We start from the raw sequence: 14,113 nt of genomic DNA on the forward strand, positions 1-14,113 counted from the left end.
TTGAGGACGGCGCCATGAATGCCGCTGTGCTGGACCGGCTCGGTGCCGGCAAATATCTCCTCGTGACGAGTTACAAGAAGGACGGTGCGGGCGTCGCGACCCCGGTGTGGGTGGTCCGGGACGGTGACGCCCTGCTGGTCTGGACGGTCACCGACTCCTGGAAGGTCAAGCGCATCCGCAACCGGCCGGGCGTGCTGGTCGGTCCGTGCGACGTGCGCGGCAACCCGACCGGTGAGCAGCGCCCGGCAACCGCCGTGATCTGCGACGCCGCCACCACCGACGCCTGCCGGGCGCTGCTGCGCCGCAAGTACGCGCTGCTCGGCACGCTCACACTGCTCGGCAGCCGACTGCGACGCGGCAGGGGCGGCACCGTGGCCCTGCGGATCACTCTCGACGCCTGACCTGACTTCAGCGGGGGCGTGTCCGCACAGAAGCGTCGTCCGCCCGTATGGCGGGGCCGCTGGGCCGACGGGGTCCGGAGCGTGTGTGCCGGACCCCGCCGGCCGGGTGGGACCGTGAGCCACGGCTCAGGGGCCCGAGACGAGATCGGCCACGTTGCTCGCGGAGTTGGAGGGCCCTGCCTTGTTGTCGATGACGTGGTTGATGGTGCCGGTGCCGCCCAGCGAGACCGTCACCATGTCGTGGAAGCGGATCCCCGGGGCGGCGGGGGCCTCGAAGGCGCGCTCGGCGACCACGGAGGGGGCGGCGCTGAAGTAGCAGTAGCTGCCGAGACCCCATGCCTCGTGGCTGGTGACGGTGGGGGCGACCTTGTACGCGTCGTAGCCGCGCGTCGTACCGTTCATCCAGGAGCCCTGGCCCGGCGGGTCGTACGGCATCTCGTTCTGGAAGAAGTACGTCCGGCCGCCGTTGCCGTTCCACAGGACCTGGTGCTGCTGGTAGTGCTCCACGAACAGCCCGTACATGGTGACGTCGGTGCCGTTGACGATCAGGCCGTTGGCCGCGGTGTTGCTGGTCCAGCCGACGCCGCTGCCGTGGTCGGCCCGCCACAGCCACATGTGGTCGCCGATGACGTCCGAGCTGTTGACGACGAGGCTCTGGGTCGCCTTGCCGACGCCTGCCCCTCCGATCCGGAAGAACACGTCGTGCAGCGAGGTCGGGTCGGCGCCGTGCCGGGCGGTCGAGCCGGTGGGGCCCACCCGCATCAGGGTCTGGGAGTTGGTGGTGCCGGCGTCGATGAGCAGTCCTGCCACGTTCACACCGTCGACGTCGGCCACGTCGATGGCGGTGATGCCGTGGTCGGGGACGAGGGTGGCGAGTCCGAGACCCAGCACGACGGTGTCGGCGCGGGTCACGTTCAGCGTCTGGTCCAGGTGGTAGACGCCGGGTGTGACCAGGAGGTTCTGGCCGTGGGCGAGTGCCTGGTTGATGTCGGCGGCGGTGGCGCCCGGCTTGACGATGTAGAAGGTGTCGATCGGCAGGGAGCTGCCGCTCTGGTGGCCGCCCGCCCATGTGGTGCCCTGGGTGTTGGTGCCCGGGGCCGGTACGAACACCTGGTAGGCCCCGGCGCCGTCCACGTACAGGAAGGGTTTCTCGCGGATCACGGGTGCCTGGGCGACGGTGGTGTACGGCGGGTTGGGGAAGGAGTTGGCGGGGGCGTTGACGTCGCCGACGAACACCATGTTCCAGTTGGCGCCGCTCCAGCTGCCCCACTGGGTGTTGCGGGAGAGCCACTGCTGTTGCGAGCCGGAGCGGACCTGCCCGTCGATCTTCGAGTCGGCGATGAACCCGCCGCTCGACCAGCCGCCGTCGTCGAGCTGGAGGTCGCCCCGCACATGCATGCGGCGGTAGGGAGCGGCCTGCGAGACCGCCCAACGATCGCTGCCGCCGGTGGGGTTGACGGACAGGTTCTCCGCCGAGCGCCAGAAGTTCTGGGTGGCGTTGCCCTGGAACCAGTCGGCCTCGGCGTGGACGGCTCCGTTGATGGTGACGTCGTCCGGTGAGAGCCCGAGCCCGGCGACCTGGGTGTAGAAGCCGACATTGGCGTCGGCGGTGTAGGTGCCTGGTTTGAAGAGCAGGGCGTGACGCTCCGGGCCGAACTGGTTCTTCTCCTGCTGGGCGAAGACCTGGTCGAGCCGGCCCTGGATCGCGGAGGCGGACATCGACGGATCGAAGACCGTGACGTTGGGCCCGAAGTCCGGTGTACCGGCGGGCGGTTGGGGGTCGTCCAGGGCGCTCAGGCTGAAGGACTGGGCCGGTGTCGCGTTGCAGGTGTACTGCTGGACGCGGGCGCCGTCCGCCGTGGAGGCGCCCGGCACGTCCAGACACTTGCCGCTGTTGCGGTTGACGAAGTGGTAGGTGCCGCCCGCCTCTTGGACCGGGAGCCACTGCTGGTTGGCGCCCCCGCCGTAGGACCAGAGCTGGACCGGGGCGGCGTCCGCGGTGGAGACGTCCGTGACGTCCCACACCTTGCTCGGATCGTTGCGGTTGTCGACCCGGACGTATCCGTCGCCGGTCGCCTCGAACCGCCACTGCTGTGCGGTGCTCGCGTTGCAGGCGTACTGCTGGACCGCCGTGCCGTCGGCGGCGCCCGCGGCGGCCGCGTCCACGCAGGCGCCGCTGTGCTCGGCGGCCACCGTGACCCAGCCGGTCGGCAGGGTGGCGGCCCGCGCGGCGGGGGCGAAGGCGGTCGCGGACACGAGGGAGGCGAGCAGGGCGCCGAGGGCGAGCAGGGGGGCGGGCCGGGTCCTGCGCCGCGGGCGCCCGGTGAACGAGGGGGGAGTTGTCATGCGTCTCTCCAGTACCGCGGGGTGCACGGAGTAAGTGGGGGGTGTGCGGGAGGAGTTGCCGGGGCGCGAGAGAGCGTCCAGTGTGACGCGTGGGGTTTCACGCCTTTCTTCAAGGTGTGAAGTTAGGAGGACCGGGCGGGCCCGTCAAGGGTTCGGGAACCGAAGAAGTTCAGGCGCACGCGACGGGCGGCTGGTAGCTTGGCGCGTCCGGAAAGCGCGTCGCAAGGGGACGATCAGCAGTGCACAGGTTCTTGCGTACCACCGGCCTCGCCTCCGTCGGGCTGGCCGCCGTCCTTCTGGCCTCGGGATGCAGCAGTGGCGGTTCGGACAAGGCGTCGGGCAGCGCCTCGGGCAGTACGCCGGGCAGCGCGTCGGCCGGCCCGTCCGGCGCCGCACCGGCTGCGAGCGGCCCGCCGTCCGCCGGCGCCCCGTCCGGGGCAGGGGCCTCAACTCGCCCCGGCGGCACAGGACATGGCACGGCGTCCGCGGCCCCGCGCGACGCGGCGGGTCTCGACGGCAACTGGGTCGCCGTGACCCAGGGCAAGCCCGTCGCGCTCGTCATCAAGGGCAAGAACGCCTCCGTGCTCGGCGAGCACCAGTGCAACGGAACGACGAGCAGCGCCGCCGGAACGGCGACGCTGCATCTCACCTGCCCCGACGGCAACACCTCCCGCACCCGGGGCACGGCCAGGATGAACGGGGCGAAACTGGAGGTCAGTTGGGCCGGGTTCGGCAAGGACGAGTTCACTCGGAACAAGACGTCCGGCTGAGCCCCCCGGCCCGGGACACCCGCTCACGCGTCGGCGAACTGGGCCTCCTCGGTCTCAACAAGCGTGATCGGAGCCGCCGTTGACGCCACCGCCTCACCCAGTGCCTGATCCAGGTCGCACCACAGGTCCTCCACGTCCTCAAGACCCACCGACATGCGCAGCAGCCGGTCGCTGACACCCGACGACGTACGGTCGCTCTCGGGCACGATGCGGTGGCTGATCGAGGCGGGGTGCTGGATGAGGGTGTCCACGCTGCCGAGGCTGACGGCGGGGGTGATCAGACGTACCCGCCCGATCACCTCGTGCGGGTCGGTGCGTGACTCGAAGGCCACCATCGCGCCGCCCACCTTCGGGTAGTGGACGCGCAGCACGCGCGGGTCGTCGGCGAGGCGCGCGGCGAGCTCGGCGGCGGTCGCGGACGCGGCGCGCACCCGGACGGGCAGGGTGGCGAGCCCGCGCAGCAGCAGATAGCCCGCGAGCGGGTGCAGGACGCCACCGGTGGCGAAGCGGATCTGGCGCAGCCTGCGCGCGAAGGCCTCGTCGCAGGCGACGACGCCGCCGAGAACGTCGCCGTGCCCGCCCAGGTACTTCGTCGCGCTGTGCAGCACCAGGCGTGCGCCGCTGCGCAGGGGGCGCTGGAGTACGGGCGTCGCGAAGGTGTTGTCGACGAGCAGGGGCACCGCACCGCAGGCCTCGGCGAGCGCGGCCAGGTCGACCTCGGCGAGGGTGGGGTTGGCGGGGCTCTCCACCATGACGAGGGCGGTGTCGGGACGGATCGCGTCCGCGACGCCCTCGGGGTCGGCCCAGGTGACCTCGGTGCCCAGGAGCCCCGCGGTCAAGAGGTGGTCGCTGCATCCGTACAGGGGGCGTACGGCGACGACGTGACGCAGTTGGGTGGCGTGCTGGGCGAGCAGGACCGCGGAGAGGGCCGCCATGCCGCTGGCGAAGGCGACGGCCGCCTCGGCGCCCTCCAGACGGGCGAGGGCCGTTTCGAAACGGGCGACGGTGGGATTGCCGAGCCGGCCGTAGACCGGCGGGCCATCGGGAGCCTCGCCGGTGGCGGCGAAGGCGTCGATACGGGCAGCCTCGCCCCTGCTGTCGTAGGAGGGGTAGGTGGTGGACAGGTCGATCGGCGGGGCGTGCAGTCCGAGACCGGCGAGGTCTTCGCGGCCCGCGTGCACGGCGAGGGTGTCCACTGCTCTGGCGTCCACAGGTGTGGTGTCGGCGTCCATGCGTCCACTGTGAACAGTCGCCGGGCCCCGAGCGCCATACTCCGTGTTACGTTCGGGCCATGGCCGAATCCGTCGTACTGGACCCGGTGGATCTGCACATTTTGCGGCTCCTGCAAAACGATGCACGCGCGACGTACCGTGATCTCGCCGCCGAGGTCGGCGTGGCCCCCTCGACCTGTCTCGACCGGGTGGCGCGGCTGCGGCGCTCCGGGGTGATCCTCGGCTATCAACTGCGCGTCGATCCGGCGAAGCTGGGCCGGGGGCTCCAGGCACTGCTCTCGGTGCAGGTGCGTCCGCACCGGCGCGATCTGATCGGCCCGTTCGTGGAGCGGGTCAGGGCGCTGCCGGAGTCCCGTTCGCTGTTCCATCTGACCGGCCCCGACGACTATCTGGTGCATGTGACGGTCGCGGACACCGCGGATCTCCAGCGCCTCGTCCTGGACGAGTTCACCTCGCGCCCAGAGGTCGCCCGGGTGGAGACCCGGCTCATCTTCCAGCAGTGGGACTGCGGTCCCCTGCTCCCTCCGGCCTGATCCGGACGGAAGGCCGCCCAGGCGGCCCGGCAGCGCTCAACGGGTCCTTCGCCCGGGCTTCCCGGTGAGGGACCCGGCGCCGGTTCCGGGCCCCTCACCGGGTGCCCGGAACCGGCCGGACGGCGTCAGCGCGCGTCGGCCTTGAGGAGGTCGGCGCACTTCTCGCCGATCGCCATCGTGGTGATGCACGGGTTGACGGTGACGAGGTCCGGCATGACCGAGCCGTCACAGACCCGCAGGCCGTCGATGCCCTTGACCCGAAGGCGGGCGTCGACCGGCGCCATCGCGTCGTCGTCGGCGCCCATCTTCACCGTGGACGCCGGGTGGTAGACGGTGTTGTGGGTCTTGCGGATGTAGTCGAGCAGTTCGTCGTCGGTCCGCACGTCGGGACCCGGCGCGAGTTCGGCGCCTGCCCAGCCGCTCAGCGCGGGCCGGGCCGCGATCTCGCGGGCCAGCTTCAGGCCGTACGTCATGACCCGCTCGTCGTGCTCGTGCGTGAAGTAGCGCGGGTCGACCATGGGCTTGTCGCGGTAGTCGCGGGTGCGCAGGCGCACCGTGCCGCGCGACTTGGCCTGCGTCACGTTGGGGGTGAGGCAGAACGCGTTCTCGGTGGTCGGGTAGCCGTACCGGGCGGTGTTCATGTCGAACGGCACCTGGCCGTAGTGGAACATCAAGTCGGGGCGTTCCAGGCCGGGTTCGGTGTCGGCGAAGATCCCGATCTCCCACCACTGGGTGGAGGCCGTCGTCATGGGCTGCTTGGCCTCCCACATGATGACGCCTTCGGGGTGGTCCTGAAGGTTCTCGCCGACTCCGGGGGCGTCGACGAGAACGTCCACGCCCACCTCACGCAGATGTGCCGCCGGGCCGATGCCCGAGAGCATGAGCAGCTTGGGGGTGTCGATCGAGCCGCAGGACACGATGACTTCGCGGCGGGCGGTGACCGTGCGGGTGTGGATGAGATCGGGGTCGAGGTATTCGGCGCCCGTGCAGCGGCGGTTCGCGTCGATGAGGAGCTTCTTGGCGCGGACCCCGGTCCGTACGACCAGGTTGGGCCGCTTGTCCATCACGGGGTGGAGGTAGGCCACCGACGACGACTGGCGGATGTTGTTCTCGTCGGAGTTGATCTGGAACCAGTTGGCTCCCCGGATCACGGTCCTGCCGTCGTTGAACTGCGTGGTGGGGATGCCCTGTTGGGCACATGCCTCCAGGAGCGCCGCGCCGCACGGGTCGGCCGACTTGACGTTGCGGATCTTCACCGGGCCGCTGCGGCCGTGGTGGTCGCCGGGGGCGTCGTTGGTCTCCAGGCGCTGGTACAGCGGGAAGATGTCCGCCGCGCCCCAGCCCGAACAGCCCGCCGCCTCCCAGGCGTCGAGGTCTTCGGCGGGTGCCCAGAAGGCGATGCACGAGTTGTGCGACGAGCAGCCGCCGAGCACCTTGGCGCGGGCGTGGCGCATGAAGCTGTTGCCGTGGGACTGGGGCTCGACGGGGTAGTCCCAGTCGTAGCCGGATTCGAGCAGACCCATCCAGCGGTCCAGCTTGAGGACGTTGTCGTCGCCGACGTCGGAGGGACCTGCCTCAAGGACGCACACCGTCACCGAGGGGTCCTCGCTGAGCCGGGCCGCGACCACGTTGCCCGCCGTGCCGCCGCCGACGACGACGTAGTCGAACTCCTCGGTGGGCACGGGGGATTCAGTGGGCTGTGTGGGCTGTGTCGGCATGGGGCTGCGACTCGCTTTCGGTGTGGGATGCGGCGTGGCTCGCGAGGACGCCGGTCTTGTGGCGCTGGACGAACCAGTAGTAGGCGAAGCCTCCGAGCAGGACGGCTCCGACGAAGAGGAAGGCGCCCCAGCGCAGGTACCAGTGGTAGGGCGCGGTGGCGTTGTAGACCTCGGCGCGCGGCCAGGCGAGGTTGATGGTCATGGCGCCGCCCCACAGCACACCGACGATGTTGACCGGCAGGCCCCAGCGGCCGAGCGAGAACTTGCCGTCGCCGGCCGGGGTCCACGTGCCGCGCAGCCGTGCGACCAGCATCGGCAGGGTGACCAGGAGGTAGGCGACATAGATCATGATGATGCCGATACTGGTGACCACCGAGAAGATCTGCGGCTGACGGATGTTCACCAGGAGGATCGCCAGCGCCAGTACGCCGATGACGACGGCGGGCAGCACCGGGGTCTTGAAGCGCGGGCTGACCTTCGCCATCAGGGACGCGGCGGGCAGGTTGTTGTCCCGGGACATCGCGAAGGCGAGGCGGATGGCGGCGGTGTGCACGGCGAGCGCGCACACGGTGACCGCGATCAGGACGCACCAGAGCATCAACTTGCCGCCGGTGTCGCCCAGTACGTCGAGGACGACGTACTGGAGGCCGTCGCTGGTGATGCCCTTGCCGTCGAGGCTGGAGACGCTCATCAGGGCGAGGATGAGGATCAGGCCGCCGAGCACGAACGAGGCGAGCAGGGCCCGCAGGATCGCGCGCGGCGCGTTGCGGGAGGGGTCGACGGACTCCTCGCCGAGGGACGCGGCGGTGTCGAAGCCGTACATCACATAGGCGGAGGCCAGCGCCGCGGTGAGGAAGGCGCCCATGTAGCCGAAGCTGCCGCTGCCGCCGTGGCCGTGGGTGTCGAGCACGACGGAGGGGCCGCGTACGACGTGGACGGCGAACAGGACGATCAGGACGACGGTGGCGACGAGTTCGAGGAAGACGCCCGCGGTGTTGATGCGCGCCATCAGCTTGACGCCGAACGCGTTGACCAGGGTGGTGAACAGGATCAGGACGGCGGCCAGGATGACGGCGTTGGTGGCGACGTCGTAGGTGCCGGTGCCGTCGCCGACGATCTGGAACACCTTGGAGATCTGCGGCAGGGTCGCCTGGTAGGCGAGGGCCACCGCGGCGATCGACACGATCGAGGCGATCAGCATCATCCAGCCGGCCAGCCAGCCGACGTGCGGGCCGCCGAGTTTCTTGGCCCAGTTGTAGACCGAACCGGCCACCGGGTACTTGGCGGCGAGTTCGGCGAAGCAGAGCGCGACCATCAGCTGGCCGACGAAGACCAGGGGCCAGGACCACCAGTAGGCGGGGCCGCCGAAGCCGAAGCCGAAGTAGAACAGCTGGAAGGTGCCGGTGAGGATCGAGATATAGCTGATGCCCGCGGCGAAGGTGTGGAAGTTGCCGAGGGTGCGTTTGAGTTCGGGTCTGTAACCGAACTCCCTGAGATCGTCGTCATCCTTCGTCATGCTCATGACCAGACTCCAAGTAGGCAGGGTTCAGGAGGGGCACGGTGTGCGGGGCCGGCCGCCCGCGGGGAGCGGCCGGTCCTGGGATCAGCGGCTCAGCTCTCGAACCACCCCTGGGGCGCGGGGGCGGTGTTGCACCAGATGTGCTTGGTCTCCTGGTACTCGGCCAGGCCCGCCGGTCCGAGCTCGCGCCCCGTTCCGGACTGCTTGTAGCCGCCCCATTCGGCCTGCGGGACGTAGGGGTGGAAGTCGTTGATCCACACGGTGCCGAGCCGGAGCCCGGCCGCCACCCGGCGGGCCCTGGCCTCGTCGGTGGTCCACACCGCGCCGGCCAGGCCGTAGATGGTGTCGTTGGCCAGGCGTACCGCCTGGTCCTCGTCGGTGAAGCGCTCGACGGTCAGGACCGGCCCGAAGGACTCGTCCCGCACGACGCTCATGCCGGCCCGGCACTCGTCGAGGATGGTCGGCGGGTAGTAGTAACCGCCGTCCAGTTCCGAGGAGTTGGGCCGCTCGCCGCCGCAGCGCAGTACGGCGCCCTCGGCGATGCCTGCGGCGACGTACGCCTCGACCTTCTCGCGGTGCGCGGCGGAGATCAGCGGCCCGGTCTCGGCGCGCTCGTCGAAGGGGCCGCCGAGCCGGATCAGCTGGGCCCGGCGTACGAGTTCGTCCACGAAGCGGTCGTGCAGCCCGTCCTCGACCAGGAGGCGGGTGCCGGCCGAGCAGACCTGCCCGGAGTGCAGGAACACGGCAGTGAGCGCGTTGTCCACGGCGGCTTCGAAGCTCGCCTCGCTCGCGGCGACGTCGGCGAAGACCACGTTGGGGTTCTTGCCGCCGAGTTCGAGCGCGGTCTTCTTCACGGTCGGTGCGGCGGCGGCCATGATGCGGCGGCCGGTGACGAGCCCCCCGGTGAAGGAGACGAGGTCGACGTCGGGGTGCTCGGCGAGCGGCGCGCCCGCCTCGGCGCCCGCGCCCAGCACCAGGTTGGCGACGCCCGCCGGGAGGCCCGCCTCCGCGAGGAGCTTCATGAGGTGGATGGCGGTGTGCGGGGTCAGCTCGCTGGGCTTGAGGACGAAGGTGTTGCCCGCCCCGATCGCCGGGGCGACCTTCCAGGCCGTCTGGAGGAGCGGATAGTTCCACGGCGTGATGAGTCCGCAGACGCCGATCGGTTCGTGGACGACACGACTGTCGACGACCGGGTTGCCGGTGTCGACGACGCGGCCCGCGCTCTGCGCGCCGACGAGCGTGGCGAAGTAGCGGAAGCAGTTGGCGATGTCGTCCATGTCGTAACGGGACTCGACCAGACGCTTGCCGGTGTCCAGGGACTCGGCGCGCGCGAGGAGTTCCTTGTCGCGCACCAGCAGGTCGGCGACGCGCAACAGGAGCGCACCGCGCTCGGCCGGTGCCGTCCTCGGCCACGGCCCGTGGTCGAAGGCGGCGCGGGCCGCGGCGATGGCGGCCGCGGTGTCCTTGGGCCCCGCCTCGTCGACGGTGGCGACCAGGGTGCCGTCGGCGGGACACCGGATCTCACGGGTCCGCCCGTCGACGGCGGCACTCCACTGGCCGTCGATGAAGAGTTCGGGCATGTTTCGGATCCTCCGATGGGGTACTGGGGACAAGGCCATCTCCGCCCCTGCCCGGTCGTCCGCGGACCATGCCGAAAAAATCACCCGAAGTGATAGGCGTCACTTTGCGTGGTCCATGCAGGTCAGAGCAGCTCCATATGGTCACGCTCCGCCATCGGAAGCCCGTGCGGGCGCGCCCTGGGTCCCTCCCGTACGGAATATGAGACCGATCTGCCCCTTCGTGACCGCTTGGGCATACTGGCGCGTCGGTAATTGATCGGTTCCAACACCAGCGGGAGCAGCCATGGTTGACCGGGCCACCAGCACGAGGGCCGCCTTCAGGACGGTCGTGGAAGTCGGCCCGGACGCGCTGGACCAGGTGCGTGCCGCCGAGGCCGTGCTCCAGGAGGCGATTGCTCCGGGGGTGAGCGGCGACGTCGACTTCGGCGCCGTGCGGGCGGCCGCGCGCGGACTGCCGCACACCACCCTCGTCAAGATCATCCCCGGTTTCGGCCTCCAGGAGACCGCTCCGCTCCAGGTCATGGTGCTCACGCTGAAGCAGGCCGTGCGCCAGGCCCTGGTCGAGCCGTTCGGCAACCCCGCCTTCTGGGCGCAGGCGGATGCCGCGCTCGCCCGCGTCTTTTTCGACCTCGACGACCAGGACGGCGAGGCATACCTCAGCTTCCAGGACAGCGCGGAGGGCAGCCGCTACTTCTACAACCTCCTCTTCGCGCTCCAGGACGAGGAGACCGCCGGGCACCTCCACCTCGTGGCGTTCCGGGTGGAGGTGGCGGTGGGCGTGCGGCGGGCGGAGCTCCTGTCGTTGGGCGCCGAGGACACCGCGGCGGTCACGCTGCGCCTCGATGCGATCAGCGTGCGCCAGGAGCTCATACCTGCCGGCTGACACCGTCCCCCAGGAGCTCACCCGGCCGGCTCCCGCCCTCCCCCGTGCACCTGGACGACGAGGCCGTCCCTCACGCGGGCAGGGACCACGTCTGGTTGGACTGGTGGTCGCCGCAGGTCCAGGTGTCCAGCTTGGTGCCGGCGGCCGTGCCACCGCCGTACACATCGAGACAGAGCCCCGATGCGGCGTTGACCAGCGCGCCGTCCCGGTCCGGTGTCCATCGCTGGGCGCCGTCACCGGTGCAGGACGACAGGACGGCGGCGCTCCCGGCGTCGGCGCCGCCCGCGGTCAGGCACTTGCCGAGCGCCCGTACGGTGCTGTCGGCGGCCAGGGTCCAACGCTGGCCGGCGTTGCCGCCACAGGGATTCAGGATCACCGGCGTGCCGTCCGCGGTACCACCGTCGGCCACGTCGGCGCAGTTCGCGCCGTTGCCGGTGAGCTGCCCGGTGGGGAGCGCCGGGGCGCAGCCGGCGCCCGGGGTGAGCCGCCAGATGGCGGTGCCGTGGGCGGGAATCGTCGCGGTGAGCGCGGACGAGGTCGTCGAACTCGCCCCGCTCCACAGGTCCTTGGCGCTCACCCGGCAGTCGGGCAGGCCGACCGAGGCAAGGCTCGTGGAGACGGTCCGCGCCGCAGAGGACCGGTTGAGCACGGCCACCGCCCGGTCGCCGTCCGCGAGCGGGCGGGCCAGCACGTCGGTGGCGCCGTCGGTGGCCACCACCCCCGCCTGCCGGCCGGACCTGTCCTGGTCGAGCTCGATGAGCGCGGTGTTGCCGAGCGCCGAGAGCCCGGCGGGGGTGAGGGCCGCCACGTCGGAGGAGAGGATCATCGGGGCGGCCATCATGGCCCAGAGCGCCACCTGGCTGCGCGACTCGTCCGCGGTGAGCCCGGGGGCTCCGGCGAGCAGGAAGTCCGGGTCGTTCCAGTTGCCGGGCCCGGCGTAGCGGCCGATCCAGCGGTTGTAGCCGTAGTTGTGGAGCACGCTCGCCCAGCGGCTCGTGCCGGGTTTGCGCGGGTTGTACACGACGATGTCCGTGCCCTCGCGCCAGAGCTGGCCGTCCTTGCCCACCCAGGAGAGCGCCGAGAACCAGTCCGGGCTGCCCCATTCGCCGTTCGGCTGGAAGTAGGCGGGGGCCGATTCGGAGAAGACGATGTCGCGCCCGGCGTCCCGCAGGGCCTCGGACTGGGCGTGGTAGGCCTGGCGGTAGGCCTCCTGCTTGGTCTGGCCGGGCGCCACGTACATGTTGCAGCCGTCGAGCTTGAGGTAGTCCACGCCCCAGGACGCGAAGGTCTCGGTGTCCTGGGCGAAGTGGTCGTCGCCGCCTCCCTGGGGGCGGCCGCTGCCGGGATAGCCCTCGCAGGTCACCGAGCCGGCGTCCTCGTAGATGCCGAACTTCAGGCCGCGCGTGTGCAGGTAGGAGCCGAGCCAGGCCATGCCGTGCGGGAAGCGCACGGGGTCGGCGACGAGACGGCCGGCCGCGTCGCGGCTCTTGGCCATCCAGCAGTCGTCCACGGTCACCGTGTCGTAGCCCTTGGCGGCGAGGCCCGTGGAGACCAGGGCGTCGGCGTTGTGCACGACGGTCTGCTCGTCGATGGTGCACATGTAGTGCGCCCAGTTGTTCCAGCCCATGGGCGGGGTGGCGGCCGACGGGGCGCTGCGGGCGGCTGTGGCCGTCACGGGGCCGGCCGAGGCGTGGGCCCCGGTCGCGGTCAGCGGAACGGCCAGGACCGCGGCCAGCAGGGCGGTGACTCTCCGGCGGCGGACGGGAAGTGACGGCACGACAGATTCCTTCCTGGCCCGGCCGACGGGGCCCGGGCGCCATGCGTAGGAGGGCAGGGGAAGGTGCCGATCCGCCGGCGCGAGCCTGCCGGAGGACACCCGCCAGTGCAGTACTGCTGCTCGTTGTTGTCAATGGCTCCCATCGAACGAGCAGAAACAAGCATCCGTCGCGCCTCGCGCCGAGCCCGGCATTGCCACGGCGTGTCCGGGCCCGGCCCGCCGCGACCCCGCGAACGGCGCCAGGCCGGCCCACCGCGGGCGGGGCTACCTCGGCCACAACTGGGCACGCCCCTACGGAAGTTGGCGGTGCATCTGGGCGGCTCCGCCACGGCGGGTGCGCTCATCGCCGGGTGGTGCTTCTACGGGACGAACGAGTTCGTACGTACGCCCGCGCCGGGCTCGGTCGCCCCCGGTGCGGCCAGGACGGGCTCGATCGTCCCCGGTACGGCCGGGACGCACTCGATCGCCCCCGGAGCGGCCAGGACGGGCTCGATCGTCCCCGGTGCGGCCGGGACGCACTCGGCCCGGCCGGAAAAGACGGGCGTTGACCAGCGGCTTCTGGCAAGCTCCCCCGTTGTGACGGACAACGAAGACATCGAGATCAGCACGCTCGCCGAGCGGCCCGACCTGGCCGGCCGGATCTACGAGCTCAACGACACCTGGCCGGAGTTCATAGCCCGGGACCTCATCGGCTACGCCCTGCTCGCCCGCGTGCCCGAGGAGTTCCCGCAGTACTGCGTGGTGGCCACCGCGGGCGACCGAGTGGTGGCCCGCGGATTCAGTGTGCCGTTCAACGCGTCACTCGAAGGCCGCGAGGAGATGCCGGACCGCGGCTGGGACCAGGTCCTGGCGTGGGCGTTCGACGACCTGCGGCGCGGACGTCCCGTGACGACGGCCAGCGCACTGGAAATCACGATCGACGCCGATCACCTCGGACGTGGCCTCTCCTCACGGATGCTGGCCGCGATGCGGGAGGCGGTGGGGCGCCAGGGTCTCGGCGCCCTGGTGGCGCCGGTGCGTCCGACGGCCAAGCACCTGCGGCCGAGGCTGCCCATGGCCGCGTATCTGAGCGAGGTCAGGGACGACGGGCTGCCCACCGACCCCTGGCTGCGCGTCCACGTCAAGGCGGGCGGCACGATCGAGAAGGCGGCCCCTGCCTCGATGACCGTGAGCGGGACCCTGGCCGAGTGGCGCCGCTGGACCGGCCTCCCCTTCGACCAGGACGGGGAGACCGAGGTCCCCGGAGCCCTGGTGCCTGCGCACTGTGACACCCGCCACGACCGGGTGAGCTATGTGGAACCGAACGTCTGGGTACGCCACCCGCTGCGGCCCTAGGCCTGGTCCCGCCGTCGGC

The 14,113-nt window shown here is 71.0% G+C and carries 11 protein-coding genes; 5 read left to right on the plus strand and 6 right to left on the minus strand.

All coding sequences use genetic code 11. From position 1 onward, the window contains the following. The first annotated feature begins 14 nt into the window (after nucleotides 1–14). Nucleotides 15–401, plus strand: a complete 387-nt coding sequence (locus tag ACGFW5_RS12065) for a PPOX class F420-dependent oxidoreductase (RefSeq protein WP_393834073.1) — start codon at nucleotides 15–17, stop codon at nucleotides 399–401. A gap of 126 nt (nucleotides 402–527) precedes the next feature. Here the strand turns inward: ACGFW5_RS12065 and ACGFW5_RS12070 are convergent, their stop codons facing one another. Continuing rightward, nucleotides 528–2,747, minus strand: coding sequence for an RICIN domain-containing protein (locus tag ACGFW5_RS12070; protein WP_393834074.1), 2,220 nt, complete (start codon nucleotides 2,745–2,747; stop codon nucleotides 528–530). A 239-nt stretch (nucleotides 2,748–2,986) separates the two neighbouring features. Between ACGFW5_RS12070 and ACGFW5_RS12075 the strand changes: the two genes are divergently transcribed. After that, the gene (locus tag ACGFW5_RS12075) at nucleotides 2,987–3,517 is read left to right on the plus strand and encodes a hypothetical protein (protein WP_393834075.1); all 531 of its coding nucleotides are present in this window, start codon (nucleotides 2,987–2,989) and stop codon (nucleotides 3,515–3,517) included. A 23-nt stretch (nucleotides 3,518–3,540) separates the two neighbouring features. Here ACGFW5_RS12075 and ACGFW5_RS12080 read toward each other — a convergent pair whose 3' ends face one another. Then, nucleotides 3,541–4,749: a trans-sulfuration enzyme family protein gene (locus ACGFW5_RS12080; protein ID WP_393834076.1), complete on the minus strand. Its 1,209-nt coding sequence runs from the start codon at nucleotides 4,747–4,749 to the stop codon at nucleotides 3,541–3,543. 59 nt (nucleotides 4,750–4,808) lie between these two features. On the opposite strand from ACGFW5_RS12080, the gene ACGFW5_RS12085 reads away from it, so the two are divergent. Then, on the plus strand, nucleotides 4,809–5,282 hold the full coding sequence (locus ACGFW5_RS12085; RefSeq protein WP_393834077.1) for an Lrp/AsnC family transcriptional regulator: 474 nt from the start codon (nucleotides 4,809–4,811) through the stop codon (nucleotides 5,280–5,282). A 125-nt stretch (nucleotides 5,283–5,407) separates the two neighbouring features. On the opposite strand, the gene ACGFW5_RS12090 is transcribed toward ACGFW5_RS12085, so the two are convergent. The 3 genes from ACGFW5_RS12090 to ACGFW5_RS12100 all read right to left on the minus strand — a co-directional run bounded on the left by ACGFW5_RS12090 (nucleotide 5,408) and on the right by ACGFW5_RS12100 (nucleotide 10,099). After that, a complete protein-coding gene (locus ACGFW5_RS12090; protein WP_393834078.1) occupies nucleotides 5,408–6,964 on the minus strand; it encodes a GMC family oxidoreductase in 1,557 nt (518 codons plus the stop codon). 7 nt (nucleotides 6,965–6,971) lie between these two features. After that, nucleotides 6,972–8,522, minus strand: a complete 1,551-nt coding sequence (locus ACGFW5_RS12095) for an APC family permease (protein WP_393834079.1) — start codon at nucleotides 8,520–8,522, stop codon at nucleotides 6,972–6,974. Between the two features lie 89 nt (nucleotides 8,523–8,611). Further along, nucleotides 8,612–10,099: an aldehyde dehydrogenase family protein gene (locus ACGFW5_RS12100; RefSeq protein WP_393834080.1), complete on the minus strand. Its 1,488-nt coding sequence runs from the start codon at nucleotides 10,097–10,099 to the stop codon at nucleotides 8,612–8,614. Between the two features lie 283 nt (nucleotides 10,100–10,382). Between ACGFW5_RS12100 and ACGFW5_RS12105 the strand changes: the two genes are divergently transcribed. Then, on the plus strand, nucleotides 10,383–10,982 hold the full coding sequence (locus ACGFW5_RS12105) for a Type-2Aa cytolytic delta-endotoxin (RefSeq protein ID WP_393834081.1): 600 nt from the start codon (nucleotides 10,383–10,385) through the stop codon (nucleotides 10,980–10,982). Between the two features lie 70 nt (nucleotides 10,983–11,052). On the opposite strand, the gene ACGFW5_RS12110 is transcribed toward ACGFW5_RS12105, so the two are convergent. Then, on the minus strand, nucleotides 11,053–12,759 hold the full coding sequence (locus ACGFW5_RS12110) for a ricin-type beta-trefoil lectin domain protein (protein WP_393834082.1): 1,707 nt from the start codon (nucleotides 12,757–12,759) through the stop codon (nucleotides 11,053–11,055). A 576-nt stretch (nucleotides 12,760–13,335) separates the two neighbouring features. Here ACGFW5_RS12110 and ACGFW5_RS12115 point away from each other — a divergent pair. Then, nucleotides 13,336–14,094, plus strand: coding sequence for an N-acetyltransferase (locus tag ACGFW5_RS12115; RefSeq protein WP_393834238.1), 759 nt, complete (start codon nucleotides 13,336–13,338; stop codon nucleotides 14,092–14,094). Nucleotides 14,095–14,113 lie beyond the last annotated feature (19 nt).

It is taken from the genome of Streptomyces sp. NPDC048416 (genome assembly GCF_043200435.1).
Lineage (GTDB): Bacteria > Actinomycetota > Actinomycetes > Streptomycetales > Streptomycetaceae > Streptomyces.